Raw genomic sequence first — 25,919 nt, 5'->3', positions numbered from 1 at the left:
TTCAGTTAGGTTAATAAATCATGGAGTTCAGCATGGCTGAAGAGACTATTTTTAGTAAAATTATTCGCAAAGAGATCCCAGCAGACGTCGTCTATCAAGATGACCTTGTGACAGCGTTTCGTGATATTAATCCTCGCGCCCCAAAACATATCCTAATCATCCCTAATAAGTTGATCCCAACGGTAAATGATGTTGAAGCGGATGATGAATTAGCTATGGGACGTATGTTCACCGTAGCGAAGAAAATCGCTCAGGAAGAGGGCATTGCAGAAAATGGCTACCGTTTGATTGTGAATTGCAATGCACATGGTGGTCAGGAAGTGTACCATATTCATATGCATTTAGTGGGTGGTGCGCCTTTAGGCCCCCTACTAATGAACTAACTTCATTTAAAAATTGTCTATAGTAACAAAGCATAAAAGCACAATCAGAAGGTTGTGCTTTTTAATAAACAACAATAAAAATGGAGTACGAATTGAAGAAAGCTATTCGACTCGTCTTGCTATCCATTAGCGCTTTACAACTTACTGCTTGTGCCAATTTTTCTGCTGGTAATCTGTTTAGTCACTATAGTGCCCAGAACGAAGAAGTATACCAAGCCGTCAAACGTGGTGACTATGCTGCCGCAGAGCAAGTATTACCTGATGAAATTGCAGGGGATATTCTCGATAACTTTGAGAAGGGCAGGGTATACCTGCTTAATAATAATGATCAGCAAAGCTTAAGTTCTTTAGAATTAAGTGATCAAGCTGTGCGTCGAGAGCAAGACAAAGCAACGGTTTCTATTACTGATACAGCGACAAACATCGGCTCACTCGCAGTCAACGATAACCTTAAACTCTATTATCCTGCTGATTATGAACTTGGTTTTCTCCATCTATACTTAGGTTTAAATTATGTCAAAGAAAATAAGTTGGATGATGCGCTGGTGGAAATGCGCCGTGCCAATCAAGTTCAAGAGCAGGCTAGAGCTGAGCGAGAAAGGCAACTAGAAGCTGCGCAATCTGAAATGGAATCGCAAGGCTTAACGCCCAACATTGGCAGCGTGTTAGCGCAATATCCTGATGCGGGTAAAAAACTGCAAGCAGTACAAAATGCCTATTTGATGTACCTGTCAGCGCTGTTGTACGAAGCTGACGGCGATTTAAACAGTGCTTATGTCGACTACCGACGTGCGTTGGCCGTGATGCCAGATAATCGCGCAGTTATCGACAGTACGATGCGCGCGGCTAGCCGTTTGGGGATGAGCGAAGATTTACGCATGCTAGAAAAACGTTATGGCAAGGCGCAAGCGAATCAAGCGGGCAAAGCGCGTGTAATTATTTTACAAGAGCAAGGCACGGTTGAAGCAATGCAGGGGTGGAAGCTATCTTTACCCCTCTATGACAGTCGCGGTAATGGGGCGTTGTATTCTTTAGCGTTGCCTTATTATCCGTCATCGAATTTGGCGAATTATTCTCCGCTTAGATTAAATCAGCAGTCAGTGCCAAACGAGTTATTGGCTGATGTTAATCTAATGGCACAACAAGATTTGTCAGAACGCATGCCGAACATCATTATTCGCCAAGCACTACGCGTGGTAGCGAAAGATCAGGTTCGCAAAGAAGCGGCTCGTGGTGATGATGTAGGTAACTTAATTTTTAATGTCTGGAACACGCTTACAGAGCAACCAGATACACGAAGTTGGCAAACCCTCCCGGCAGCTGCGTATGCGAGCAGTTTAATGGTGAATGCTGGCCAACAAAACGTGGATATTGGGGGACAGTCTTATCAGTTTAGTGTTTCCGAAGGGAACACAGTGCTTTTATGGCTTTCACGGCAAGGAAACAATGCTACGGTGTGGCATAAGCAACTAGGAAGATTGTAATGAAGAAATTCGTTTTAGTGATCTTATCTATCTTTGCGATAGCAGGATGTGCAACTAACACGTCTGGATTAAGAATTGATGGTGATACTCATAAGGTGCTATTCGCCAATGACTCAATGTCGCGCAGTTTAACCGTGAACGACATTACAACGACAGCGGTCGACGGACACACACAAGGTATTGTTAGCCTTAGTAGCAATATCAGTTCTGACCTAGACTTGTTATACCGGTTCTATTGGTATGATGAGCAAGGTTTAGAGGTAAGCAAACTGGGTAATTGGCGACGTTTGATTATTCGCGGCGAAGAAACAGTGTCGATTTCAGAAGTGTCAGTCAACCCTAAGGCAACTCAATTTAGAGTTCAGATTCGAAATAATAACGATTAATACTCGGTGAGGAACTAAGTATTCAAAGACTTGGTCAAACCAATTAAAAATTAAGGAACATAGAATGAATAAAAGTGTTATTGCCCTGCTTGGTCTTGCTGTTGTTTTAGGTGGTTGTTCTAACCAAGTAAGTTACGGTGATGCGCAAGCGGTTGAAACAACCACAATCGATTTTGGTTCTACTGACCTGCAAACTATTGCTGGGGAAATGGTTGATAGTATGCTGCAATCAGGTTCGGTAGCGGCAATCACTCGTGACTCTCGTCCTATCGTTTTTGTTGAACGAGTGAAGAACAAAACCAGTGAGCATATTGATACTGAATCAATCACCGATACCATTAGCACTAAAATGCTGAACTCTGGTAAGTTCCGCTTTGTTGATATGGGTCGAGTTGAAGCGGTACGTGATCAGCTTAACTTCCAAAACAATGATGAGTTAGTTAATCAAAGTAATGCAATCCAATTCGGTAAAATGGTTGGCGCTCAGTACATGCTTTACGGCAACCTATCGAGCATCGCAAAAAGTGCCGGTAGCGACAAAGACGTTTATTACAAAATGACAATGCGTCTAATGGACTTGGAAACAGGTCTGATTGAATGGGCTGATGAAACCGAGATTCGTAAACAAGAGTCAAAGAGTTTTCTAGGTTTGTAATATCGATAAGTAGAAGGAACGTTTTATGGCGCGAATGTCATGGCGTGAAGCATGTCAGTTAGACAATTCATTAATGTCGTTAGAGCGTTTCTTTACTATTCCCCCTGACTACGCTCAGACGTTGACAGGGGGACTGACCAACCGTTGCTGGAAAATTGTTGCAGCAAATGGCGAGGCGTATGTTTGGCGTCCTGCTACGCCAATTACGCAAGCGTTCTCGATCTCTCGTTTTCAAGAGTTTCAAATTCTCTCCACTATTCAGGATTCAGGCTTAAGCCCTAAACCCATATACATTGGTGATAAAGGTTTATTAGTGGAATGGTTAGAAGGGGAGCCTCTCACTGACAAGCTTACCTTTGATCAACTCCTTGAAGTCATCACTGCAGTTCACAGCCTGCCAACGACTCGAATACCGGTCGCCCCGTTCAACTATACCGCGCGAGTTGATCATTATTGGATGCAGTTGAAACCGGAACTAAAAACGGAAGAATATCAATCTCTTTACCGTGATTGGCGTAATGCCCCTAGCCTTGCAGATGTTGGGTACACTTTGTGTCATTTCGATTTGGCGGGTTACAACATGGTACAAGCAAAGCATGGTGTGCTTGTCATTGATTGGGAATATGCCACGATTGGTGACCCACGATTAGATCTTACACTAAGTATTGATGTTGAGGGCGTGAATGAGATGGACGCCATCCATCGTTATTGCCAATTACGCAATATCGAGGGTATTGATGACTGGTTTGAAGGCGTCATAGCATGGCGGCCTCGAGCGAACATGATGGCTATGTTGTGGTATTTATTGGCCTATCAGCTCTGGGGAGATGACTACTACATTCAACAAGCCGAGCGATTGAAACAGCAGTTTTGCATGTGAGATCACTGTTTCACAGTTCGATGTCGAGAATGTTTCTCTATGCCCTTTAAAACCCTAGCTTTCGTGTTAGATTTAACTGTGTTTGTTGCTGGGTAGTGAGTAGAGCGAACTACAATTGGCAACAAGCCTGCAGTTAAATCGGGGAATAAATATGATTATTTACTTACACGGATTTGATAGTACCAGCCCGGGCAACCACGAGAAGGTTCTTCAACTTCAGTTTATTGACGATGACGTTCGATTCATCAATTACAGTACGCTACATCCTAAGCATGATATGCAGCATCTATTAAAAGAAGTGCATAAAGTTATCGAACAGTCTGACGATCCAAACCCAATTATTTGTGGCGTTGGTTTAGGTGGTTACTGGTCTGAGCGTATTGGTTTTTTATGCGGCATCAAGCAGGTTGTTTTTAACCCTAACTTGCATCCAGAACGCACTATGCAAGGGCGTATCGATCGTCCTGAAGAGTACGAGGATATCGCGACTAAATGCGTGGAAGAGTTCCGTACTAAAAATAGTCAGCGTTGTTTAGTGATTCTGTCTAAGCAAGATGAGATCCATAACAACCAAGACACTGCTACTGAGCTTAACAAGTACTATGACATCATTTGGGATGAAGTGCAGGCGCACAAGTTCAAAAAGATCTCACAGCATCTTCAGGCGGTAAAGGCATTTAAACTCGCTAACTAAGTGCAGCTTTGAAAGCGCTGAGTGACAAGATTGGCAAAATAGTAACGGTACCTTGAGGGTGCCGTTTTTTATGCTTTAAAACTGAGAAATTAAATCTTTGATTACATAATCCCATACATTTTCTAATGAATTTACTGCATTCTCTTGTTGCGTCGCTAAATTTGCTCTATATAATGAGTCGCATAAAAATAATTTGATAAATATCAAAAAAAATTGAGAGTGAGTAAAAAACTTACCCAAATTATGCTAGCTAGCACATGTTTTACGTGTGTGACTGCATACTCGCCAAGCGCGAGTTTTATCCAATCACGTAGTTTACTGAGAGAACCTCTAACGCTATTGATGTGCGTTGCCCAAAAAAATTTAATCGGTCTGCCAGATGGTGGGCTCTGTCCAAGCTAGCTTGGAACAAATAATTTTTTCGTTTTTATTTTTTAGAGGACAGTTGCTATGACACGAATCATCGTAGTAGGTGGCGGCGCAGGCGGTCTTGAGCTTGCAACTAAATTAGGTCGAACTCTTGGTCGTAAAGGCCGTGCAAAGGTAACTTTGGTTGACCGTAAAGCAAGCCATTTGTGGAAGCCGTTGTTGCACGAAGTCGCGACTGGCTCATTGGATGAAGGTGTCGATGCGTTGAGCTATCGAGCACATGCTAAGAATCACCATTTCGACTTTCAACTGGGTAGCTTAGAAGACATTGATCGCGAGCGTAAAACGATCAAGCTTGCTGAGTTGAAAGATGAGCAAGGCGCGTTACTTATGCCAACGCGTGAGCTTGAGTATGATGTACTGGTTTTAGCCATTGGTTCAACATCTAACGACTTCAACACCCCAGGCGTGCGTGAAAACTGTATTTTCCTCGATAGCCCAGAGCAAGCGCACCGTTTCCGCACTAACATGAACAATGAGTTTTTGAAACTGCATGCGAAAAACGGCCAAGGTACGGTAGATATCGCGATCGTTGGCGCGGGTGCGACTGGTGTTGAGTTATCAGCAGAATTGCACAACGCAGTTAAAGAATTACGCACTTACGGTTTCGGTGACCTAGATTCAAGTAAGCTTAATGTGAATCTGATTGAAGCGGGTGAACGCATTCTACCAGCACTGCCACCACGCATTTCAGGTGCCGCGCACCAAGAGCTGACCAAACTAGGGGTGAATGTGCGCACTGCGACAATGGTAACGCAGGCAGATAAAGATGGTCTAACCACCAAAGATGGTGAAAAAATTTCTGCGCAAATCATGGTATGGGCGGCAGGTATCAAAGCACCGGATTTCATGAAAGACATTGGTGGCTTAGAGAGTAACCGTATTAACCAACTTGTGGTTAAAGACACGCTACAAACGACACGTGATGACAGCATCTTTGTTATTGGCGACTTAGCGCAATGTACCCAAGCCGATGGTTCATTCGTACCACCACGCGCTCAAGCGGCACATCAAATGGCCAGTCGTGCATTTGGTAACATTGTAGCAATGCTTACTAACCGTGAACTGAAGCCATACGTATATCAAGACAAAGGTTCGTTAGTTTCACTAAGCCGCTTCTCAACCGTTGGTAGCCTAATGGGTAACCTAACCAAAGGTTCGATGATGATTGAAGGGCGTATTGCTCGTGTGGTGTATATCTCACTATACCGTATGCACCAAATGGCGTTGCATGGCGTATTCAAAACGGCGCTGATTGTACTGATGGGACGCATTAACCGCGTACTGCGACCAAATCTAAAACTGCACTAATCCATGGTGCTATCGCGATAAAAATAGAGAGCTCCTTAGGGAGCTCTTTTGCTATCTGCGACGATTAACGTTTATTCAGGAATAATGGAGTAAACTGCACCTTGTTTGGGTTTTCCGTTAAACAGAAAGCGATTGGCGGCGAGGGTTTCGAATTTGGCGCCACAGGCAATGGCGAGCTTTTGGCTAGCGTGGTTGTCGGGATCGCATACAATCTCTAAACGAGTAAGTTTTAAAATATCAAAGCAAAACTCACATAATGCCATCAGGGCTTTACGCCCATATCCTTGATGTTGATATTCATCAGCGAGCCAGTAGCCAAGACTTGCCATATTAAAGGTTTGATAGAGCTCGTTGATGGCTACCATACCCAGAAGTTGGTCGTCACTACGGCGGAAGATACCGAAGCCATAAGCGTCGGCTTTGACCCAGTTCAGTCGGGTAGCCAACAAAAATCGATCCGCTTCTATACTGCTAAATTCAGGATGACACCACTCTATCCATTGATGAAGGCTAGTAGAGCGCGAAACTAGTTCGCGCAATTGCTCGCTTTCCTCTGCGTCTATCAAGCGCAGTACGAATTCAGGTGTAATGATTTGATAATCAGGGCTCATACTATCTACGAACAATCACTTACAGAAAAGAAAGTATATAGGATTAATAAAAAAAACGCCCAACTAAAGCGTTGAGCGTTTACCCGTTCATAGACTGAGTTGCGTAATTAATTCACGCGGCGCACTTGGATGATCATTCCCATCAGAGGGTGATCTAAGAAGTGAGTTTCGCTACTGCGCATACGGCGCTTTTGATCCATACGGTAGCTTTTCAAGAATTCTTCTGTGTGGACAGTTGGCGTCACTTCGGTCATCAAGCCTGCTTGAACCGTTTCATTCGCATCAACCGTTGATTGGTCGTCAAGTTGTACTTGGCGATCTTCTAGAATTACGTCACGCACACTTGGCTCTTTCAGATCTAACTCTACGTCGGCGTATAAGTAGTGTTCTACATAAATTTGTAGTTTCCCATCTAGCTCGTAAAGTGGACCAGAGATTGTCTGCTCATTGACACCATCAATGATCGATTCGTTGACTGAGCCAACAGGTGAACCGTCACGGTTAAACTGGGCTGAATAATCTTTGCCGCCAGTGATGCGGAACGTTGGAGCAGATAATCGGCCCTTATCACCTTGGCGCCAAGCAGTGTGCATTAATACCTGAAAGCCTGCGTGGTTACGCAGTTTTTGCGCCTGGCCATCGAGTCGGTAACTTGAGCGAGGCAACATTTGTACGCCTTTACGCGAACGATAGTTGCTGTCACCGAAGCTACCAGCTTTCTCCATGTTAATTTGTGGCAGAGTATTGGGCCAAGATTCGGTCACTTGCTCTGCGTCCACTGCACGTTTAAAAATGATCACTTCGATATCAAATTGTCGCGCAGCCCAACTTGGCATTGCTACAAAGAAGAGAAGCAGTGGGATCAGCTTTTTCATCACATCTCCATATACGGGGGCTTTCCCCCGAAATGTTTAATTTTGTTTTGGTAATAAATTTTGCTGGAATTCTGCCAGCATGTCAGTAACAAACTGAATTCTTTGACGTCTATCGACCAATGCTAACGTGAATTTGAACTTAGTTGGCCCTTCCATTGCAAATTTTTGCGGTTGAGATTGTAACAGTTTAACTAAGTACATTGGGTTTATGTCAGCATCAGGATAGAACTCAATATATCCACCCTTATCGTGAGCTTCAATTTTCTTCACTTTTAGTTTAGCCGCTGAAAGTTTCAGTTCAGCAACAGAAAGTAAATTCTTGGTTGCATCCGGCAATAAGCCAAAGCGATCGATGAGTTCGACTTTCAAACCATCTAACTCATCTTTATCAATGACACTCGCAATCTGTTTGTACATAGATAGACGGGTGTTTACATCTGGAATGTAGTCATCCGGTAACAGCGCAGGAATTCGCATCTCGACTTCAGTTTGCTCACGGAGCAAATCATCCAGCGATGGCTCTTTTCCTTCCTTGAGCGCTTCTACTGCTTGCTCAAGCATCTCCATATAGAGAGTGAATCCGACCGATTGAATTTGACCACTTTGTTCATCGCCTAGCAACTCACCAGCGCCACGAATTTCTAAATCGTGGGTGGCTAGTGTAAAGCCTGCGCCCAAATCTTCAAGCGATGCAATGGCATCTAGTCGTTTGATCGCATCTTTGGTCATCGCTTTAGGGTGTGGTGTGAGCAAGTACGCATAAGCTTGATGATGTGAACGCCCCACGCGACCACGCAACTGATGTAGCTGTGCTAAACCAAGGTGATCGGCTCGGTCCATAATGATGGTATTCGCCGTTGGTACGTCGATACCCGTTTCGATGATAGTGGTACACACCAATAAATTGAAACGTTGGTGGTAAAAATCGTTCATTACTTTTTCAAGTTCGCGTTCACGCATTTGTCCGTGAGCGACGGTGATGCGTGCTTCTGGTACCAGTTTTTCTAAATCGGCGGCGACTTTTTCAATCGTCTCAACCTGGTTGTGTAAAAAGTAAACTTGGCCACCGCGCATAATTTCACGCAAGACCGCTTCACGTACAGTCGCATCGTCTCGTTGGCGGACGAAGGTTTTAATCGCTAAACGACGTGCTGGTGGGGTGGCGATAATAGAAAGATCGCGCATGCCACTCATCGCCATATTGAGCGTTCTCGGAATTGGCGTTGCGGTAAGCGTTAGAATATCCACATCGGCACGCATCGCTTTCATTTTCTCTTTTTGACGTACGCCAAAACGATGTTCTTCATCAACAATCAGCAAGCCGAGATCTTTGAATTGAATATCGCTGGAAAGCAATTTATGGGTGCCAACCACGAGGTCGACTTTACCATCGGCAATATCTTGCAGAACTTGTTTTTGTTCTTTCGCGGTTTTAAAGCGGGATAACACTTCGACACGAATTGGCAGGTTGGCAAAGCGGTCACGGAAGTTTTCAAAGTGTTGCTGGGCAAGTAGCGTAGTCGGCACTAACACCGCCACTTGTTTGCCGTTGTCGGTTGCAACAAACGCTGCACGCATTGCCACTTCTGTTTTACCAAAACCGACATCACCACAAACGAGGCGATCCATTGCTTTGGCTTGGCACATATCGGATAACACGGCATTAATAGCCATCGACTGATCATCGGTCTCTTCAAACGGGAAACCCGATTTAAAGGTTGCGTATTGACCGCGGTCGAGTGCAAATTTGTAGCCGGGTTTAAGTTCGCGCTTGGCGTACACATCAAGTAGCTCTGCGGCGACGTCACGTACTTTTTCTGCCGCTTTACGGCGTGCTTTGGCCCAAGCCTCACCACCCAGTTTATGTAGTGGGGCACTTTCTTCTGCACCACCTGAGTAGCGACTGATTAGGTTCAAAGAGGCAACGGGTACGTAAAGCTTGGCTTCGTTTTGGTATTCAAGCGTGACATATTCGGTCGTCATACCGCCCGCTTCTAGAGTTTGTAGCCCTAGGTAGCGACCGATACCGTGGTCGATATGTACTACTGGCTGGCCAGGTTTTAATTCGGCCAAGTTGCGAATAACAGCATCACTATTGGTGGTTTTGCGATCTTTGCGGCGGCGTTGGATAACGCGATCACCTAATAGGTCACTTTCACAGATGAAGGCAATCTGCTCGTCACCGTATAGGAAACCATGCTCGGCTGCACCCAATACCAGCGTGAACTTCTGTTTGTGCGCGAATGCGTCACAAAACGTTTCACACTCGATAGGGCGAAGTTTAATGCGTTGTAGCAGCTCAAGTAATGCTTCGCGGCGACCTTCAGATTCAACCGAGAAGATAATTTTACCTTGGTAGGTTTCGGCAAATTGACGCAAAGCGGCTATTGGCTCTTTGTTCTGATGCTGAACTTTAAGCTCTGGTAACGATGAAATATTCGGATTAAAGCGGCCTTGTTTTTCAGTCACTGGGTCTATTGATAGTGCCGCTTGTGGTAGTAACTTAAATTGACTGAATAGCTCGTCTTTTTTTAGCCACAGCTCTTCTGGTGGCAGTAAAGGGCGTAGAGGATCCACTTTGCGCTGATCGTAACGGTAATCAACATCGGTTAAAAAGGTGTCAATTGCCGCTTCAATATTACCAACAGTCAGTAACTGCGTGTTATCCGAGATATAGTCAAACAGTGTTTCAGTTTGTTCAAAAAATAGCGGCTGCCAGTACTCAATACCTGCAGGCCAGGTTCCTTTGCTTACCTGCATATATACTGATTCAGGTTCGCGGCGCGCTTCAAAGCGTTGGCGCCAACGAATTCGGAAATCTTCGATTGCCGCTTCACTGGTTGGAAATTCATGTGCAGGTAACAGGCGAATCTCGCTTACGTCCTCAATCGAGCGTTGGTTTTCAGGATCGAAGGTACGAATGGTATCTATCTCGTCATCAAAGAAATCGATGCGAAATGGGTCGCGTGAGCCCATTGGAAAAAGGTCAATAATGGAACCGCGGCTTGCGTATTCACCCGGACCAAATACTTGATCGGCATGACGATAGCCGGACTTTTCAAGTTGCATGCGCAGTTTGTCTAGCGAGTAGAGATCGCCCGTTTTCACCATCAAAGTATGCTGCATCAAAAACTCGCGTGGAGATTGGCGCTGCAATAATGTACTAACAGGTACTATCGTGATGCCTTCATTTTGTGTCGGCAACTGATATAAGCGCGCAATACGATCGGAGATGATTTCTTGATGTGGTGAAAAGTTGTCGTATGGCAACGTTTCCCAATCGGGAAACAAAGTGACAGTCTGGCTCGAGAACTGTTCCAGCTCTTGTTGCAACTTCAATGCCGTCTGAGGGTCTGGTGTTGCAAGTAGTGTGTGTCCCTGGTGCTGCTCTGCTAGCTCGGCAATCGCTAAAGACAGCGCTGCGCCAGGTAGGTTGCCGATCTGTTTTTTATCGCCAGCACCGTTTGGGTTAACTAAGTTGAGTAATGATGGTTTTGACATATTTTTATTTATCGCGATTTAGAGAGCGCTGGCGTAGTAATTTCTGTTGTTGATAAAGAGCTGCTTTTATCAGCAGGTCTTGGTCCAAGTCGCGTAAGAGATCATACTTTACTGTAATCGTAAATTGCGCGCCTTCAGCGGTGCAGTTTAAAACCGAACCATAGCAGTAAATTGCAGCTGCTGGGTGGTCAAGAAACAGTTTTGCACGTACCTTTGTTCCAACCTCTAATGCTTGGTTTGCGCAGTAGCTAAATTGGCTAGCACCAAAAGTAATGGTTTGGTGGCGGTAACTCGGATCATCTTGCTGCGATAACATAAAGGTTAGCAGAAGATTGAGTTTGGCATTTTGGGTATCTAGCAGGGCAATGACATGTTTGAAGTCATTGGATTTTAATTCCGCACGCGCTGCATCATTAAGTTGATCGAGTGAGCTAAACTCACTCGCCACTAAAAATGGAGCTGGAATTTCGTCTGCAAATTGGTCAAAACTCGGATAAGTAAAATCGTCAGCCAAGGGCTCGACATTGACGGTCATATGGTGATGAACAGTAAAGTATTCTTGGTCAGACATGAACTTTTCCTTTTGTTGATGCTCTGATTATCGTCATACACCGCAACTAATCAAGGTATGTCATTGTTAATTACTAATTTTAACCGCGAAATAGCAATTTAGGGCTATCAGCTACCCCAATTAATCGTTACAGTATTCGTCATTATTAGGTTTTGGTTTATTTTATGTTTCATCCAGTGTCGACCTTTATCGGCTTGCGTTATCTTCGAGGGCGTTCCGGTGATAGGTTCAGCCGATTTGTCTCTTATATGTCGACTGCTGGCATCACTATCGGTGTGATGTCTCTTATCACGGTACTCTCTGTAATGAATGGCTTTGAGGCGCAATTGAAAGGGCGCATATTAGGTGTGTTGCCTCAAGCAATCGTCTCGCAACATGACGGTAAAACCCCGCGAACAGAGCAAGCCCCTGAGTTTATTCAGGCGATGTCTACCGCAGCGCACCCTGAGCCCATAGTGCAAGGTGAAGCTGTTATCCAAAGTGCCAAACAGCTTAGCGCTGGTTTACTGATTGGTATTAAGCCAAGTGATCACGATCCAGTTGAAAACTATGTCGTTGCAGGCCGTTTATCAAAATTAAAATCAGGTGCATATCAAGTTTTCGTTGGCAGCACTCTGGCGCGCTCGATGGATATCGGGCCCGGTGATAAAGTGCGCTTGATGGTCACCAGTGCCAGTCAATTTACCCCTTTAGGTCGTATTCCAAGCCAACGTATCTTTACTGTGGCAGGTATCTATAACACTGGCTCTGATGTTGATGGACAGTTGATGCTGACTCATATTGACGATGCGGCAAGATTGATGCGCTTAAAGTCCGGTACCATGACGGGTTGGCGTCTGTTCTTTGATGACCCTTTTGTGGTCGGTGAGCTTAGCCAGCAACCGTTGCCTCAAGGATGGCAGTGGCAAGATTGGCGTGACCAACGTGGTGAGCTATTCCAAGCTGTACGTATGGAAAAAAACATGATGGGTCTGATGTTGGGGCTAATTGTGGGTGTGGCGGCATTTAATATTATTTCAGCGCTTATCATGGTGGTGATGGAGAAGCAGGCCGAAGTTGCGATTCTTAAGACTCAAGGTATGACGGATCGCCAAGTGATGAGTATTTTTATGGTACAAGGAGCCAGCAGCGGCATAGTGGGTGCGTTGATTGGTGGTTTACTTGGCGTTCTGCTGGCAAATAACCTTAATAGCTTGCTTGAGAGTGCTGGGATTGCGTTATTTTCAGTGGGTGGTTCATTGCCTGTGGTGATTAATCCTGTACAAATTCTAGTTGTAGTAACCTTGGCTGTGATGCTCAGCCTACTGGCAACGCTATTTCCTTCTTATCGAGCATCGTCTGTAAAACCTGCTGAGGCGTTAAGATATGAGTGATTTACTACAGTGTCGCGATGTGACTAAAACCTACCATGAGGGCGCGCTGGAGACTCAAGTATTAAAGGGCGTTAGCTTTGAATTGAAACGTGGTGAACTGGCTTCGATTATTGGTACCTCCGGTTCGGGGAAAAGCACTTTGCTGCATGTATTGGGCGCTCTGGACGATACCACGTCGGGTCAAGTGACCTTTTTAGGGCAGGAGCTTTCTAAGCTAAGTTCCAACAAGCAGGCCAAACTGCGCAATCGTCACTTAGGTTTTGTTTACCAGTTCCACCATCTATTGGCCGATTTTACCGCGTTAGAAAATGTCGCGATGCCGTTACTAATTGGCGGGATGAAAGCTGCTGAAGCGAAGTTAAAAGCGCAGGCATTATTAGATAAAGTCGGCCTATCTCATCGTGTTGATCACCGTCCGTCAGAGTTGTCTGGTGGTGAGCGTCAACGTGTTGCGATAGCACGCGCATTGGTCAATAGCCCTGATTTGGTGTTGGCTGATGAGCCAACGGGCAATCTTGACCACAAAACCGCACTGGCGATTTATGATTTGATGCGTGAGTTAAACCGAGAATCAGGCACTGCATTTTTAGTCGTGACTCATGATGGCGAATTAGCCGCGAAAATGGATCGTCAATTGCACATGCAAGATGGCTTATTGGTTAATGTGGAGGGGGCTTAGTGTTTTCTTCACTTTCGCTATTTATTGGTGGTCGATTTAGTCGTGCTAAACAGCGTAATAAAATGGTCTCTTTTATTTCGTTGTCATCGACGATCGGAATTGCGGTCGGTGTCGCGGTGATCATCATTGGTTTGTCGGCAATGAACGGCTTTGAACGTGAGTTAAAAAATCGCGTTTTGTCTGTCATTGCTCACGGCGAGTTTGAAGGCGTTCGTGGACCAATTCAAACTTGGCAAGAGATGATTGATCATGTTGAGCTGCATCCAAAAATCGAAGCCGCAGCACCATACGTAAAATTGACTGCATTAGCTGAGAGAGGGCAACAACTTAAGGCGATTGAAGTTAAAGGCGTTGATCCTACAAAAGAATCCGCGGTATCAAACTTAGCTCAGTTTATTGATAGTGAAAGCTGGCAAAATTTCCGTGCTGGCGAAAAGCAGGTCATTTTAGGACAAGGCGTGGCTGATTTACTCAAAGCCAAGCAAGGTGACTATATCACCTTGATGATCCCATCGACTGGCAGTACTAGCCAAGTACAAACACCGAAACGAGTGCGTGTTCAAGTCGCAGGTTTACTAAAACTCAATGGACAAATTGATCACAATTTAGCGCTTGTGCCACTGCAAGATGCGCAGAGTTACGCCAAAATTGGCAATGGTGTCACTGGCGTTGCGGTTAAGGTGACCGATGTTCTTAATGCAAGAGACATTGTTCGTGAAGTGGGCAATACACTCAACGAGTATGTTTATCTGCGCAGTTGGCAACAAAAGTATGGTTTCTTATATCGAGATATCCAATTAGTGCGCACTATCATGTACTTGGTGATGGTATTGGTAATTGGTGTTGCGAGTTTTAATATCGTTTCGACATTGATGATGGCGGTAAAAGATCGTGCTGCGGAGATCGCTATTTTACGTACCATGGGGGCAACCGATGGTCTAGTTAAGCGAATATTTGTTTGGCAAGGCGTGTTTTCTGGAGTGCTTGGAAGCGTGGTTGGCAGCCTGCTTGGTGTTTTAGTTGCGCTTAACCTAACAAGTTTAATCAAAGGACTAGAGGGCTTAATTGGTCATAAGTTTTTGTCCGGTGATATTTACTTTGTCGATTTTCTCCCATCTCAAGTGATGTTCGGTGATGTGGCGCTGGTTTCCATTACGGCAATCGTGTTGAGTTTATTGGCAACCTGGTACCCAGCGTCCAGAGCAAGTCAACTAAATCCAGCTGCAGTACTCAGTGCGAAGTAAGCCTAAACAGAAAATAAAAAAGGACCTGATGGTCCTTTTTTAATGCTTGTTGTTCAGGTGATTTTCTGTTTGTTACGAGCAATTGTGTAACTTAGCCATTGTTACTGGAAGTTGATAGAACCAACCTTTATCGTAAGCATCGGTTAGCGCGAGAAACGGCTGCGGCGTTTTTGCCAGCTACGCACAACAGAGTAGCGCCAAAGTCCTTTTATCCCGAAGTAGCCAAGCATTGCCGAAGTCACGCCACAAATCATACAGCCTAATAAAAATGGAGGACCAATGGTGCTCATTTGGTGCAGGATAAAGTCCCAAGACAATTCAAAGTGAAAAGCTTGTGGTGGGACATGCATCACCCAAGCGCCAATTTTATAGGCGAAGTAAAACAGCACAGGCATGGTAATAGGGTTACTCACCCATACGAGTGCGACAGAAAGCGGTAAATTTACACCACACAAAATGGCGAGACCCGCCGACATGATCATTTGGCTTGGTAATGGAACAAAGGCCATAAACAAACCCACTGCGAATGCCCCGGCAGCTGAACGTCGGTTCAGACACCAAAGGTTTGGGTTATAAAGCACGTTGCCAAAAACCTTTAATGCCTTTTGACGCTTGATAACTTCGTGGTCAGGCATAAAGCGTTTTATGAATTTTCTTGGCATAGGGGATATGACTCTCTTTATTAATTATTGGACGTTGTCGTCGTTCGCAATACTCATCATAACCACTCCTTACTGGACGCGAATACCAGAGTGGTTTTGGTCAGTTCCATGCCTTATTTGGCTCTTGCTTAGCTTTAAGTTTAGATGGCTTAGATGGGGGTGCGGGATGATGGCCGCGTTGTTTCTGGTTACAGTGAACGGGAGTCAACTCCATCACCAAATAAACACCCTGTTCAGTGCCGGTTCGGATTTTACCATAAATGCCGAAGTTGACAGTCTTTTTAAACCAATAAATCGTGGCTTTCAAGGGGTGGTGACGATTAAGCGTATTAATGGTGAGGAATTGGATTATTTTTTGCGCCCTAAGATATACCTGACAGCACCTTTTCCATTGGAGTTAAACGATCAAGTTATTGCTGCAATCAAGCTTAAACCCATCATTGGGGTGCTCAATCAAACGGGATTTGACAGTGAGAGGTTCGCTATTAGCCAACGAGTTGTGGCTCGAGGATATATAAAGGCAACAAGTCACGTCCTGGTGCGCAGCTACGGCTCAGTGCGTCAGTCACTTTTTTCTCAAGCATTTACACTGACTCAATCGTTTGCAAATCAAGGCTTGCTAATGGCATTGGGATTTGGTGAGCGCGCGTATCTACCTTCGCAAACTTGGCAAGAGTTGCAATACAGTGGCCTCAGTCACTTGGTGGCTATTTCGGGTTTACACATTGGGGTAGCCTTTGGCTTTGCTTGGTGGCTTGCTTTTCAATTTTCTCGTGCGGGTGTCACTAACGTTTGGCTCGCTCCTTTGAGTGGAGTGCTTTTAGCGGTTGGTTACGCGTGGATGGCAGGATTCACCCTTACGACGCAACGAGCTTTGATCTTACTGCTGATTTTGTTGGTATTACGTATGCTACAAATACACACCAGCTATCGATTTAAGTGGCTTCTCATGGTCGGGGGGCTTTTGCTCTTTGACCCATTTTCTGTTTATTCGAACAGTTTTTATCTCTCCATTTTTGCCGTTGGGGTGGTGTTTTTTCTGCTTTCAACCTCACCACCTAATTTAAGTAAGTGGCAGCAAATTGTATTTTCGCAAGTGGTGCTTATTCTACTGATGAGCCCAATAGTAGCCATAATGTTTAATGGCTTAAGCGCGTCTAGTATTGGTTATAACTTGCTGTATGTCCCTTGGTTTAGTTTTTGGGTGATTCCTTTGATATTGGCCGCGGTAATGCTGCTGTCATTACCAGCGCCATTTACCATGCTGAGTGAGGCGTTATTTAAGTTAGCGGACCTTAGTTTAGAGCCGGTTGTATATACGACAGAGTATAGTTATCTAGGGTGGTTGGTTGTCTCTAGCCAAAATGCAAAGTGGTTTGTTGGCGCAGTTGGCTTAGTTTTCCTGTGCCGCTTTTTACGTCGCCCCATTATAGTGGCTGGGTTAATAGTTTTCGTTTTGTTGCTGGCCGTTCGGCGAGAGTCGGATGCTTGGCATGTTGATGTTCTTGATGTTGGTCATGGTTTAGCTGTGGTGATTAGTCGTAATCAGCGGGCCGTAATCTACGATACAGGCGCAGGGTGGCAAGGAGGCAGTTACGCAAAAAGTGTCCTGATCCCTTTTCTTAATAGCCGAGGCTTAAACGTTGATACCATTATTGTTAGCCATTTTGACAGGGATCATGTTGGTGGTCTGAGCTTTCTATTATCGCGATACCCGGATGTTGAGCTAATCACCAGTCAGCATTTTAGTCATCAATATAACTCGTCATCGCCATGTAAGAAGGGCCAATCATGGCAGTGGCAACAACTTAATTTCGATGTGTTGTGGCCACCGAAGCGGGTCAAGCGTGCTTATAATCCTCATTCCTGTGTGGTTCGGGTATCAGATTACGTAAGCGGTCAAAGTTTGCTATTAACAGGGGATGTTGAGTCGATTGCTGAATGGATTTTAGTTAGGCAGCCCGAGCAATTGACAAGCGATGTTGTTATCGTGCCACACCATGGCAGCAAAAGCTCTTCACTTCCCAAGTTTGTCAGAGCAGTTGATGCGCAGTTGGCTATCGCATCAGCTGCTTATTTAGGGCGCTGGAAGTTACCGAATGAACAAGTAAAAAGCCGCTATCAAGCGCAGGGTAGTAAGTGGCTTGATACCGGTACTTCAGGGCAAGTGACGGTGGCGTACCTAGGCGAGAGCAGTGGTCATAAAATCTACGTCAGTAAAATGCGCACGTTGAAAGGTCAGGCTTGGTATAGGCAGATGCTGCGTAAGCGAGTAGAATAGAAAGATTATTGTAAAAAAGAATAAAGCAATTCTATGTCTCTTAATCAAGATGAAACTACGTTGCAAACCTTTAAACGTTTGTGGGTTTACATTCGAGTATACAAACTAGGTTTGGCAGCGGCAGTTGTTGCGCTTGTTATTAACGCTATCGCTGACACTTACATGGTCTCACTATTGAAGCCTCTTTTGGATGAGGGCTTTGGTAACGCAGAGTCCGATTTTCTAAAAATTCTTCCTTTCATCATTTTCGGTATGATGATTGTTCGTGGCTTGAGTGGTTTTGTCTCTACTTATTGTCTAAGTTGGGTATCAGGTAATGTCGTGATGCAAATGCGTCGCGCCATATTTAAGCAATTTATGCACATGCCTGTTGCTTACTTTGATAAGGAATCAACGGGCGGTCTACTTTCACGAATCACTTACGATTCGGAGCAGGTTGCGGGGGCAACCAGCCGCGCTTTAGTGAGCATTGTTCGTGAAGGGGCGAGCATCATCGGCTTGTTGACATTGATGTTCTGGAACAGCTGGGAACTCTCATTAGTGTTGATTGTGGTTGCGCCAGTCGTGGCTTGGGCGATCGGTTTTGTATCGAAGCGCTTTAGAAAAGTGTCAAAGAACATGCAAGATGCGATGGGGCATGTGACTGCATCGGCTGAGCAGATGTTAAAAGGTCACAAAGTAGTGCTAAGCTACGGCGGCCAAGACGTAGAACGCGTGCGTTTTGACTCGGTGAGTAACCGAATGCGTCAGCAGTCAATGAAGCTGGTTGCTGCTCAGGCCATCGCTAATCCAGTGATTCAACTAATTGCTTCGGTTGCATTGGTAACCGTCCTGTTTCTTGCTAGCGTAGATTCTATTCGTGAAACTTTGACTCCTGGTACATTTACTGTGGTGTTCTCCGCAATGTTTGGTCTGATGCGTCCACTCAAAGCGTTGACTAACGTGACATCAGACTTTCAACGTGGTATGGCTGCAAGCCAGACCTTATTTGCGTTAATGGATCTAGAAACAGAGCAAGATAACGGTAAGTTTGAAACCAATAATATCAAAGGTGTTGTGGACGTAAAAGATGTTACGTTTACATACCAAGGCAAAGAGAAACCTGCTCTTCGTAATGTCTCTTTTACCATTCCCCAAGGTAAAACTTTAGCTTTGGTTGGCCGCTCTGGTTCAGGTAAGAGTACTATTGCTAACTTATTCAACCGTTTTTACGATGTTGATTCAGGTTCTATTTTGTTAGATGGACATGATGTGCGTGACTATACGCTGCCTAACTTACGTAGCCATTTCGCTCTAGTATCGCAAAATGTACATCTATTCAACGATACTATCGCTAATAACATCGCTTATGCGGCAACGGAAAAGTACAGTCGTGAGCAGATTGAGCATGCAGCGCGACTGGCGCACGCGATGACTTTTATTGAAAAAATGGATAAAGGGCTAGATACCGTTATCGGTGAAAACGGTGCAAGTTTGTCAGGTGGTCAACGCCAGCGTATTGCGATTGCTCGCGCGTTATTGCGTGATGCACCAGTACTGATCTTAGACGAGGCAACATCTGCGCTTGATACTGAGTCAGAGAAAGCGATTCAAGCAGCGCTTGATGAGTTGCAAAAAGATAAGACAGTGCTTGTGATTGCCCACCGCTTGTCGACAATTGAGAAAGCGGATCAAATCCTCGTGGTTGATGAAGGTGAAGTCATCGAACGCGGCTCTCACCAAGAGCTCATTGCTATCCCAGATGGCGCGTACTCGCAACTGCACCGTATTCAGTTTGGTGGCTAAACTGTGATTGAAAAAATCTGGTTTGAGAATCATCCATTAAAATACTTGCTGTGGCCGCTATTGTGGCCACTCAGTAAGCTGTTTGGCAAAATTAGCCGCTCTCGCCGTGCAAGTTACCAGCAAGGTAAGAAATCGTCTTACCGTTCGCCAGTTCCTGTCATTGTCGTGGGTAACATTACTGCCGGCGGTAATGGTAAAACACCAGTAGTGATTTGGCTGGTGGAAAAATTGCAAGAACTTGGTTTTAAACCTGGTGTGGTGTCTCGAGGTTACGGAGCTAAAGCGCCGAGCTACCCATTACTTGTTGGGGCTGAAACCTTGACAGCCCATTGTGGTGATGAGCCTAAACTGATTTATAAACGCACTAATGCGCCAGTTGCCGTCGACCCAGTTCGAGCGAATGCCGTACAGGCGTTGCTGCCTTTGGGCGTAGATATCATCATCACAGATGATGGTTTGCAGCATTACGCATTAGAGCGTGATATTGAGTTTGCAGTGGTTGATGGCAAGCGCCGCTTTGGTAATCAACACCTTATTCCACTGGGGCCTTTACGTGAAGGTATCGAGCGTTTAGCAGAAGTTGATTTTATTATTACCAATGGCGGTCAAGCCAAGGGTAGTGAAGTCGCTATGACCCTGCAGCCAAGTTTAGCGGTTAACTTAAAAACGGCTGAACAAATGCCAGTTAGTCAACTCAAAGGTTTAGTGGCAATGGCAGGGATTGGTCATCCTCCTAGATTCTTTAATACCTTAGAGCACTTAGGGGCTGACCTTATTTATAGCCAAGGTTTTGCCGATCACCAAGATTTTGAAGTATCACAGTTGGCAGAGCTTGCCTCGCGTGGTACACACCTTATTATGACTGAAAAAGATGCGGTAAAGTGCTCTGATTATGCGCAAGAAAACTGGTGGTATTTACCTGTCTCTGCGTCATTTTCTCATCAAGATGAACAGCGTATCTTAGAACGAATTAAACAAACAAAGGAACATTATGGATCACCGTCTGCTTGAAATCGTTGCGTGCCCAGTGTGCAAAAGCAAACTGACTTATGACAAAGATAACCAAGAGCTGATTTGTAAGGCAGACCGCCTTGCTTACCCAATTAAAGAAGGTATTCCAGTACTGCTTGAACCAGAAGCACGTACTATGAGCATGGATGAGGGCAGGTAATGTCATTTACGGTTGTTATCCCAGCTCGTTACCAATCGACTCGTTTACCCGGTAAGCCGCTAGCGGATATCGCAGGTAAGCCGATGATTCAGTGGGTTTATGAGCAGGCTATCCAAGCGGGTGCAGATAACGTCATTATCGCAACGGATGATGAGCGTGTTGAGCAGGCGGCGAAAGCGTTTGGCGCGCAAGTTTGCATGACCTCTCCAGATCATGAATCAGGCACTGAGCGCTTGGCAGAAGTGGTCAAAGTAATGGGTATCGCTGATGACCACATTATCGTTAATGTGCAAGGTGATGAGCCATTGATCCCGCCGTCAATCATTGCTCAAGTAGCGGACAACTTGGCTAACAGCGAGGCGCCAATGGCGACTTTGGCTGTTGAAATTAGCGATGAAGCGGAAGTGTTTAACCCGAATGCGGTAAAAGTACTGACTGATAAAAATGGTTATGCGATGTACTTTAGTCGTGCAACGATTCCATGGGATCGTGACAATTTCGCCAATAACAACACGATTGCTCAACCACTGCTGCGCCACATTGGTATTTACGCTTATCGTGCGGGTTTCATTAACACTTACATTAACTGGGAGCCGAGTGCTCTTGAGAAGATTGAGTGTTTAGAGCAACTTCGCGTATTGTGGTATGGCGAAAAAATTCACGTTGCTGTTGCTAGTGAAGCGCCTGCTGCGGGTGTCGATACACCAGAAGACCTCGAAGCGGTTCGCGCGATTTTGGGTCATTAATCAGCGCGATTAAACGATAGAAAAAAAGCCAGCCTAATTTAGGCTGGCTTTTTAATCACTAGAGTAGATAGGCATGCACCAATCGAAGTCAGTCGACAACTTCGTCAGGTGTTACTCTAGCTCTTTATCTTTCCCCATCGAGAGAATCCAGATGCAGATGGCGGCAACCACAGCAAAACCTGAAAGGATAATGACAGGCATGGCGCTGTAACCAAGAATGTGCCAAATTACTGATTCAAGTGTACTCATTCCTCGTTCCTTTTTTATTGCCAGCCTTCCACACCTTCCATGTCAGGAAGATGGTGCGAGATGCCTTTGTGACAGTCTATACAGGTCTTCTCGCCATTTGCTAAAGCAGTTGAGTGTTGCTTCGCACCGCGTGAGCCTTGCTCAGAAAAATCCATGTACTCAAATTCGTGACAGTTACGACACTCTAATGAGTCGTTTTTCTTCATTCGCGCCCATTCTCGTTCGGCTAAGTGGCCGCGACGTTCGGCAAATTTTTCGGGTGTATCGATCGTTTTGAGTACGTAGTGTGCAAACAGTTCTTTTGACGCTTGTACTTTACGCACGATCTTATCCGTCCATTCATGCGGTACATGACAATCCGAACAGATAGCGCGCACGCCTGAACGGTTGGAGTAGTGAATAGTTGGTTTAATTTCAGCAACAATAGGCGCGTGGCACCCTGAACAAAACTCTTCAGTATTGGTTGCTTCCATACCTGTGTTAAATGCGCCCCAGAACAGAAGACCACCAGCAAAGCCCATAAACAGTACTACCCCTACGGCAGCCTTACTTGGGCGAGTTAGTCGCTTCCAAAACGCTTTTAATAATTTCATAGTGTAACCTCGTTAACGGTGTGTTCTTGCTACTTGAGCGATTGAACACGTTCGAAATCATTGCCTACTAGCGGTGCGGCCTCAGTTTGAGGAACGTGGCACTGCAAGCAGAAGTAACGTCGTGGGGACATATCCGCTAAAACTGCATCTTCGCGGTTAACATAGTGGGTAACGCTAATTTTAGTCGCGCCCATCTCTTTGGCATTTTTCCAGCTATGACAAGCCAGACATTTATTGGCATTGAGTGATACTTCGTAGTTACGAATTGCGTGTGGAATCAATGGTGGTTGATAGACGTAACTACTATCTACTTCATGCTCTTTTGGAAAATCTTTAAAGGCGTCCGCTGGGCGTGTATCTTCCAATAGCGTCTCTCCACGCAGCGAATCGACGCCACCTGTACCACCAGGATTATCTAATTTAGCAAAAACGCTGCCGCTGATAACGGCGCCAATTGCGAGTAGGGCAAGCATTAGTTTTTTCATTTTAACTTCTCCGCCGTGTGGCTAAATTCTGATAGTGGTCGCGCTTGGCGCGACCAAGTCATGGGTTAAACGATCTTAGTGATTTTGACTGGACACTTCTTAAAGTCAGTCTGTTTAGACAGAGGATCCGTCGCATCTAAGATCAGTTTGTTAATCAGAATTCGAGCATCAAAAAACGGCACGAAGACTAGCCCTTGTGGTGGTTTGTTGCGACCACGTGTTTCTACACGCACACGTACTTCACCTCGTTTATTTGACATCAAAACTTCTTCGCCACGACGAACATTGCGAGCTTTGGCATCATCTGGGTGCATGTAGCAAACAGCATCTGGAACCGCTTTGTAGAGTTCAGGTACACGACGCGTCATGGTACCGGTATGCCAGTGTTCGAGAACACGACCAGTACATAGCCACATGTCAAACTCGCTATCTGGCACTTCTGGTGGTGCTTCGTAAGGTGCTGAAATAATCTTAGCCTTACCATCTTTGTTACCGTAGAAGTCCCAACCAGAGCCTTCTTTAGCGTAAGGATCTGAGCCTTCTTTAAAGCGCCACATGGTTTCTTTACCATCAACGACCGGCCAACGCAGGCCACGAACGGTGTGGTAAACATCGTACGGTGCTAAGTCGTGGCCGTGACCACGACCAAATGTTGCATACTCTTCGAATAGGCCTTTTTGCACATAAAAACCAAAGTGGTGCGCATCATCGTTAAGTTCACGAGCTTCTTCGACAGGGAATTTGTCCACGTGCCCGTTGCGGTATAGTACGTCGAACATCGTTTTGCCACGCAGTTCAGGTGCTTTTGCTAATAGTTCTTCTGGCCACACTTCTTCAATCTTGAAGCGTTTAGAAAACTCCATTAGCTGCCATAAATCTGACTTTGCTTCACCAACGGTTTCAACTTGTTGGTACCAAGCTTGTGTACGACGCTCAGCGTTACCATAAGCACCTTCTTTTTCAATCCACATCGCCGTAGGTAGGATCAAATCAGCTGCTTGAGCAGTGGCCGTTGGGTATGGGTCAGAAACAACGATAAAGTTGTCTGGGTTGCGGTAACCCGGTAGACGTTCTTCGTTAATGTTTGGACCCGCTTGCAGGTTATTATTACATTGCACCCAGTAACAGTTCAGTACGCCATCATGCAGCATGCGATCTTGCAGTACAGCGTGGAAGCCTGGTTTTGGTGGAATCGTGCCTTCTGGCAGTTTCCAGATTTTTTCTGTGATTTCTCGGTGTTTTGGGTTGGCTACCACCATATCCGCTGGTAGGCGGTGTGCAAAGGTACCGACTTCACGAGCAGTACCACACGCCGATGGTTGTCCTGTCAGCGAGAATGGACTGTTGCCCGGGGTCGCAATCTTACCGGTTAGTAGGTGAATGTTATAAACCAAGTTATTCATCCATACGCCACGTGTATGCTGGTTCATACCCATGGTCCAAAGCGACATCACTTTGGTGTTTGGATCGGCGTACTGCTTAGCCAGTTCAATTAATTTTTCTGGTTCGACACCAGAAAGCTCAGATGCTTTCTCCACGGTGTATGGAGCAACTGACGCTTTGTATTCTTCAAACGAAATGCTGGTTAGCTTGCCTGAGTTTGCATTCTTCGCCTTTACTTGCAGTGGATTATCATCACGTAAGCCGTAACCGATATCGACATCTGCTTGAGTGAAGTTGGTGTGCTTGTTAACAAAGTCCCAATTCACGGCATCATTTTCGATGATGTAATTGGCAATAAAGTTGGCAATCGCGAGGTCAGATTGTGGAGTGAAAATGTAGCCGTGATCCGCCAATTCAAATGAACGATGGTAGTAGGTCGACAGTACGTTTACTTTCACATGCGGATGGCTTAAACGGCGGTCTGCAATGCGCGTCCATAGTACAGGGTGCATTTCTGCCATGTTTGAACCCCAAAGCACGAAAGCATCGGCATTTTCGAAGTCGTCATAGCACCCCATTGGTTCATCAATACCAAATGCGCGCATGAAGCCCACTACAGCCGAAGCCATACAGTGGCGTGCGTTAGGATCAATGTTGTTGGAACGGAAACCCGCTTTCATCAGTTTTGATGCTGCGTAGCCTTCCATTACGGTCCATTGACCTGAACCAAACATACCAACGCTTGTTGGACCTTTCTTCTCTAGAGAGGCTTTCCACTTTTCTGCCATCGTATCAAATGCGACATCCCAAGATACTGGGGTGAACTCTCCGTCTTTGTGGTACTGACCATCTTTCATACGCAGCAAAGGCTGAGTTAGACGATCGTGCCCGTACATAATCTTCGACAGGAAGTAGCCTTTGATACAGTTTAGGCCTTTGTTTACCGGTGCTTCAGGGTCACCTTGTGTTGCGACAACTTTGCCGTTTTGCGTACCAACTAGAACGGAACAGCCAGTACCACAAAAGCGACAAGGTGCCTTGTCCCAAGTGATTTTGGTTTGGTCAGAGCTGGCAATCAGGTTGGTTGCTGATGCTGGTAAGGTAATACCTGCAACTGCTGCTGCTGATGCCGCTGCGTTTGCTTTCACAAACGCACGTCTTGTCATTTTCATACTTCACCCTCTACTTGGGATTGTTGTGATCCAGTGTTTTCTTGCTCATCATCTAGGTCTCGCTCGATCTGGTGGTAGACCATGACGGTGCTGACGACATGCGTAAAGTTATTAATTTTGTCTATAACGTCGGTGATAAAGCCTTCGCTTTGTGTTTCTAAAACAACGACAATTTTGCCCTCAGGGCTCTCACCGTAAATCTCAGCAGTGTCAAACTGCTGAATTTGAACTTTCACGCTGTCTAAGTGCTCTGGCACGACGTGGACGATCAAACTTGATATATGAACTTCATTTCGGGGCATTCTCTGCTCTCTTA

General features: G+C 45.4%; 25 protein-coding genes. 15 read left to right on the top strand and 10 right to left on the bottom strand.

Annotation, left to right across the window (positions count from 1 at the left end):
- The first annotated feature begins 32 nt into the window (after positions 1-32).
- The 7 genes from hinT (at position 33) to IRQ95_RS15370 (ending at position 6,222) form a co-directional block, all read left to right on the top strand.
- Positions 33-383, top strand: coding sequence for a purine nucleoside phosphoramidase (gene hinT, locus IRQ95_RS15400; protein WP_075648647.1), 351 nt, complete (start codon positions 33-35; stop codon positions 381-383).
- A gap of 92 nt (positions 384-475) precedes the next feature.
- The gene (locus tag IRQ95_RS15395) at positions 476-1,867 is read left to right on the top strand and encodes a COG3014 family protein (protein WP_194437749.1); all 1,392 of its coding nucleotides are present in this window, start codon (positions 476-478) and stop codon (positions 1,865-1,867) included.
- On the top strand, positions 1,867-2,253 hold the full coding sequence (locus tag IRQ95_RS15390; protein WP_194437748.1) for a YcfL family putative periplasmic lipoprotein: 387 nt from the start codon (positions 1,867-1,869) through the stop codon (positions 2,251-2,253). Before IRQ95_RS15395 ends, IRQ95_RS15390 begins: the two co-directional genes overlap by 1 nt.
- 64 nt (positions 2,254-2,317) lie before the next feature.
- Complete coding sequence (gene lpoB / locus IRQ95_RS15385) at positions 2,318-2,908, top strand: penicillin-binding protein activator LpoB (RefSeq protein WP_075648644.1); 591 nt, start codon at positions 2,318-2,320, stop codon at positions 2,906-2,908.
- A 25-nt stretch (positions 2,909-2,933) separates the two neighbouring features.
- The gene (locus tag IRQ95_RS15380) at positions 2,934-3,788 is read left to right on the top strand and encodes a phosphotransferase (protein WP_194437747.1); all 855 of its coding nucleotides are present in this window, start codon (positions 2,934-2,936) and stop codon (positions 3,786-3,788) included.
- Positions 3,789-3,939: 151 nt separating this feature from the next.
- Positions 3,940-4,482: an alpha/beta hydrolase YcfP gene (gene ycfP, locus IRQ95_RS15375; RefSeq protein ID WP_194437746.1), complete on the top strand. Its 543-nt coding sequence runs from the start codon at positions 3,940-3,942 to the stop codon at positions 4,480-4,482.
- A gap of 450 nt (positions 4,483-4,932) precedes the next feature.
- Positions 4,933-6,222: an NAD(P)/FAD-dependent oxidoreductase gene (locus IRQ95_RS15370; RefSeq protein WP_194437745.1), complete on the top strand. Its 1,290-nt coding sequence runs from the start codon at positions 4,933-4,935 to the stop codon at positions 6,220-6,222.
- A 71-nt stretch (positions 6,223-6,293) separates the two neighbouring features.
- On the opposite strand, the gene IRQ95_RS15365 is transcribed toward IRQ95_RS15370, so the two are convergent.
- The 4 genes from IRQ95_RS15365 to IRQ95_RS15350 all read right to left on the bottom strand — a co-directional run bounded on the left by IRQ95_RS15365 (position 6,294) and on the right by IRQ95_RS15350 (position 11,780).
- Entirely contained in the window at positions 6,294-6,833 is a 540-nt protein-coding gene (locus tag IRQ95_RS15365; protein ID WP_194437744.1) for a GNAT family N-acetyltransferase, read from the bottom strand.
- Positions 6,834-6,940: 107 nt separating this feature from the next.
- Positions 6,941-7,708 (bottom strand): peptidoglycan binding protein CsiV, encoded by a 768-nt coding sequence (locus tag IRQ95_RS15360; RefSeq protein WP_194437743.1) that lies wholly within the window; start codon positions 7,706-7,708, stop codon positions 6,941-6,943.
- A gap of 36 nt (positions 7,709-7,744) precedes the next feature.
- The gene (gene mfd / locus IRQ95_RS15355) at positions 7,745-11,209 is read right to left on the bottom strand and encodes a transcription-repair coupling factor (RefSeq protein ID WP_194437742.1); all 3,465 of its coding nucleotides are present in this window, start codon (positions 11,207-11,209) and stop codon (positions 7,745-7,747) included.
- A gap of 4 nt (positions 11,210-11,213) precedes the next feature.
- On the bottom strand, positions 11,214-11,780 hold the full coding sequence (locus tag IRQ95_RS15350; RefSeq protein WP_194437741.1) for a PilZ domain-containing protein: 567 nt from the start codon (positions 11,778-11,780) through the stop codon (positions 11,214-11,216).
- 164 nt (positions 11,781-11,944) lie between these two features.
- On the opposite strand from IRQ95_RS15350, the gene lolC reads away from it, so the two are divergent.
- From lolC to lolE, 3 genes are read left to right on the top strand one after another with little or no spacing between them, the layout of a single operon-like run.
- On the top strand, positions 11,945-13,153 hold the full coding sequence (lolC, locus tag IRQ95_RS15345) for a lipoprotein-releasing ABC transporter permease subunit LolC (RefSeq protein WP_194437740.1): 1,209 nt from the start codon (positions 11,945-11,947) through the stop codon (positions 13,151-13,153).
- The gene (gene lolD, locus IRQ95_RS15340) at positions 13,146-13,832 is read left to right on the top strand and encodes a lipoprotein-releasing ABC transporter ATP-binding protein LolD (protein WP_194437739.1); all 687 of its coding nucleotides are present in this window, start codon (positions 13,146-13,148) and stop codon (positions 13,830-13,832) included. Before lolC ends, lolD begins: the two co-directional genes overlap by 8 nt.
- The gene (gene lolE / locus IRQ95_RS15335) at positions 13,832-15,076 is read left to right on the top strand and encodes a lipoprotein-releasing ABC transporter permease subunit LolE (protein ID WP_194437738.1); all 1,245 of its coding nucleotides are present in this window, start codon (positions 13,832-13,834) and stop codon (positions 15,074-15,076) included. Before lolD ends, lolE begins: the two co-directional genes overlap by 1 nt.
- Positions 15,077-15,219: 143 nt before the next feature.
- Here the strand turns inward: lolE and IRQ95_RS15330 are convergent, their stop codons facing one another.
- Positions 15,220-15,738: a DUF2062 domain-containing protein gene (locus tag IRQ95_RS15330; RefSeq protein WP_194437737.1), complete on the bottom strand. Its 519-nt coding sequence runs from the start codon at positions 15,736-15,738 to the stop codon at positions 15,220-15,222.
- Between IRQ95_RS15330 and IRQ95_RS15325 the strand changes: the two genes are divergently transcribed.
- The 5 genes from IRQ95_RS15325 to kdsB are packed head-to-tail and all read left to right on the top strand — an operon-like array spanning position 15,722 to position 21,721.
- On the top strand, positions 15,722-18,019 hold the full coding sequence (locus tag IRQ95_RS15325) for a DNA internalization-related competence protein ComEC/Rec2 (protein WP_348541617.1): 2,298 nt from the start codon (positions 15,722-15,724) through the stop codon (positions 18,017-18,019). The two genes, IRQ95_RS15330 and IRQ95_RS15325, sit on opposite strands and share 17 nt — an antisense overlap.
- A 33-nt stretch (positions 18,020-18,052) precedes the next feature.
- Positions 18,053-19,804 carry a lipid A ABC transporter ATP-binding protein/permease MsbA gene (gene msbA, locus IRQ95_RS15320; protein WP_194437735.1) on the top strand — a complete coding sequence of 584 codons (1,752 nt, stop codon included), beginning with the start codon at positions 18,053-18,055 and terminating at the stop codon, positions 19,802-19,804.
- Positions 19,805-19,807: 3 nt separating this feature from the next.
- A complete protein-coding gene (gene lpxK, locus IRQ95_RS15315; RefSeq protein ID WP_194437734.1) occupies positions 19,808-20,815 on the top strand; it encodes a tetraacyldisaccharide 4'-kinase in 1,008 nt (335 codons plus the stop codon).
- Positions 20,796-20,975, top strand: a complete 180-nt coding sequence (locus IRQ95_RS15310) for a Trm112 family protein (protein ID WP_182107281.1) — start codon at positions 20,796-20,798, stop codon at positions 20,973-20,975. The genes lpxK and IRQ95_RS15310 overlap by 20 nt, the downstream gene beginning before the upstream one ends.
- Positions 20,975-21,721, top strand: coding sequence for a 3-deoxy-manno-octulosonate cytidylyltransferase (gene kdsB, locus IRQ95_RS15305; protein WP_194437733.1), 747 nt, complete (start codon positions 20,975-20,977; stop codon positions 21,719-21,721). The genes IRQ95_RS15310 and kdsB overlap by 1 nt, the downstream gene beginning before the upstream one ends.
- 111 nt (positions 21,722-21,832) lie before the next feature.
- Here kdsB and IRQ95_RS15300 read toward each other — a convergent pair whose 3' ends face one another.
- The 5 genes from IRQ95_RS15300 to IRQ95_RS15280 all read right to left on the bottom strand — a co-directional run bounded on the left by IRQ95_RS15300 (position 21,833) and on the right by IRQ95_RS15280 (position 25,905).
- Positions 21,833-21,970, bottom strand: a complete 138-nt coding sequence (locus tag IRQ95_RS15300; protein WP_075648628.1) for a TIGR02808 family protein — start codon at positions 21,968-21,970, stop codon at positions 21,833-21,835.
- A gap of 14 nt (positions 21,971-21,984) precedes the next feature.
- Positions 21,985-22,563, bottom strand: a complete 579-nt coding sequence (locus IRQ95_RS15295; protein ID WP_194437732.1) for a NapC/NirT family cytochrome c — start codon at positions 22,561-22,563, stop codon at positions 21,985-21,987.
- Between the two features lie 29 nt (positions 22,564-22,592).
- Positions 22,593-23,048, bottom strand: coding sequence for a nitrate reductase cytochrome c-type subunit (locus IRQ95_RS15290; protein WP_194437731.1), 456 nt, complete (start codon positions 23,046-23,048; stop codon positions 22,593-22,595).
- Positions 23,049-23,113: 65 nt separating this feature from the next.
- On the bottom strand, positions 23,114-25,603 hold the full coding sequence (gene napA / locus IRQ95_RS15285; protein ID WP_194437730.1) for a periplasmic nitrate reductase subunit alpha: 2,490 nt from the start codon (positions 25,601-25,603) through the stop codon (positions 23,114-23,116).
- Positions 25,600-25,905, bottom strand: coding sequence for a chaperone NapD (locus IRQ95_RS15280; RefSeq protein WP_194437729.1), 306 nt, complete (start codon positions 25,903-25,905; stop codon positions 25,600-25,602). The genes napA and IRQ95_RS15280 overlap by 4 nt, the downstream gene beginning before the upstream one ends.
- Between the last annotated feature and the right edge of the window lie 14 nt (positions 25,906-25,919).

Origin of the sequence: Vibrio fluminensis, from assembly GCF_015278125.1 — a bacterium.
Classification (GTDB): domain Bacteria; phylum Pseudomonadota; class Gammaproteobacteria; order Enterobacterales; family Vibrionaceae; genus Vibrio; species Vibrio fluminensis.
Note: the sequence above shows the minus strand (reverse complement) of the source record. Positions and strands in the feature narration are given on the sequence as shown.

Coding starts and splice junctions, on each gene's coding strand:
- hinT (WP_075648647.1), top strand. CDS start 33: ATGGCTGAAGAGACTATTTTTAGTAAAATTATTCGCAAAGAGATCCCA.
- IRQ95_RS15390 (WP_194437748.1), top strand. CDS start 1,867: ATGAAGAAATTCGTTTTAGTGATCTTATCTATCTTTGCGATAGCAGGA.
- lpoB (WP_075648644.1), top strand. CDS start 2,318: ATGAATAAAAGTGTTATTGCCCTGCTTGGTCTTGCTGTTGTTTTAGGT.
- IRQ95_RS15380 (WP_194437747.1), top strand. CDS start 2,934: ATGGCGCGAATGTCATGGCGTGAAGCATGTCAGTTAGACAATTCATTA.
- ycfP (WP_194437746.1), top strand. CDS start 3,940: ATGATTATTTACTTACACGGATTTGATAGTACCAGCCCGGGCAACCAC.
- IRQ95_RS15370 (WP_194437745.1), top strand. CDS start 4,933: ATGACACGAATCATCGTAGTAGGTGGCGGCGCAGGCGGTCTTGAGCTT.
- IRQ95_RS15365 (WP_194437744.1), bottom strand. CDS start 6,833: ATGAGCCCTGATTATCAAATCATTACACCTGAATTCGTACTGCGCTTG.
- IRQ95_RS15360 (WP_194437743.1), bottom strand. CDS start 7,708: ATGAAAAAGCTGATCCCACTGCTTCTCTTCTTTGTAGCAATGCCAAGT.
- mfd (WP_194437742.1), bottom strand. CDS start 11,209: ATGTCAAAACCATCATTACTCAACTTAGTTAACCCAAACGGTGCTGGC.
- IRQ95_RS15350 (WP_194437741.1), bottom strand. CDS start 11,780: ATGTCTGACCAAGAATACTTTACTGTTCATCACCATATGACCGTCAAT.
- lolC (WP_194437740.1), top strand. CDS start 11,945: ATGTTTCATCCAGTGTCGACCTTTATCGGCTTGCGTTATCTTCGAGGG.
- lolD (WP_194437739.1), top strand. CDS start 13,146: ATGAGTGATTTACTACAGTGTCGCGATGTGACTAAAACCTACCATGAG.
- IRQ95_RS15325 (WP_348541617.1), top strand. CDS start 15,722: ATGAATTTTCTTGGCATAGGGGATATGACTCTCTTTATTAATTATTGG.
- IRQ95_RS15330 (WP_194437737.1), bottom strand. CDS start 15,738: ATGCCAAGAAAATTCATAAAACGCTTTATGCCTGACCACGAAGTTATC.
- msbA (WP_194437735.1), top strand. CDS start 18,053: ATGTCTCTTAATCAAGATGAAACTACGTTGCAAACCTTTAAACGTTTG.
- IRQ95_RS15310 (WP_182107281.1), top strand. CDS start 20,796: ATGGATCACCGTCTGCTTGAAATCGTTGCGTGCCCAGTGTGCAAAAGC.
- kdsB (WP_194437733.1), top strand. CDS start 20,975: ATGTCATTTACGGTTGTTATCCCAGCTCGTTACCAATCGACTCGTTTA.
- IRQ95_RS15300 (WP_075648628.1), bottom strand. CDS start 21,970: ATGAGTACACTTGAATCAGTAATTTGGCACATTCTTGGTTACAGCGCC.
- IRQ95_RS15295 (WP_194437732.1), bottom strand. CDS start 22,563: ATGAAATTATTAAAAGCGTTTTGGAAGCGACTAACTCGCCCAAGTAAG.
- IRQ95_RS15290 (WP_194437731.1), bottom strand. CDS start 23,048: ATGAAAAAACTAATGCTTGCCCTACTCGCAATTGGCGCCGTTATCAGC.
- napA (WP_194437730.1), bottom strand. CDS start 25,603: ATGAAAATGACAAGACGTGCGTTTGTGAAAGCAAACGCAGCGGCATCA.
- IRQ95_RS15280 (WP_194437729.1), bottom strand. CDS start 25,905: ATGCCCCGAAATGAAGTTCATATATCAAGTTTGATCGTCCACGTCGTG.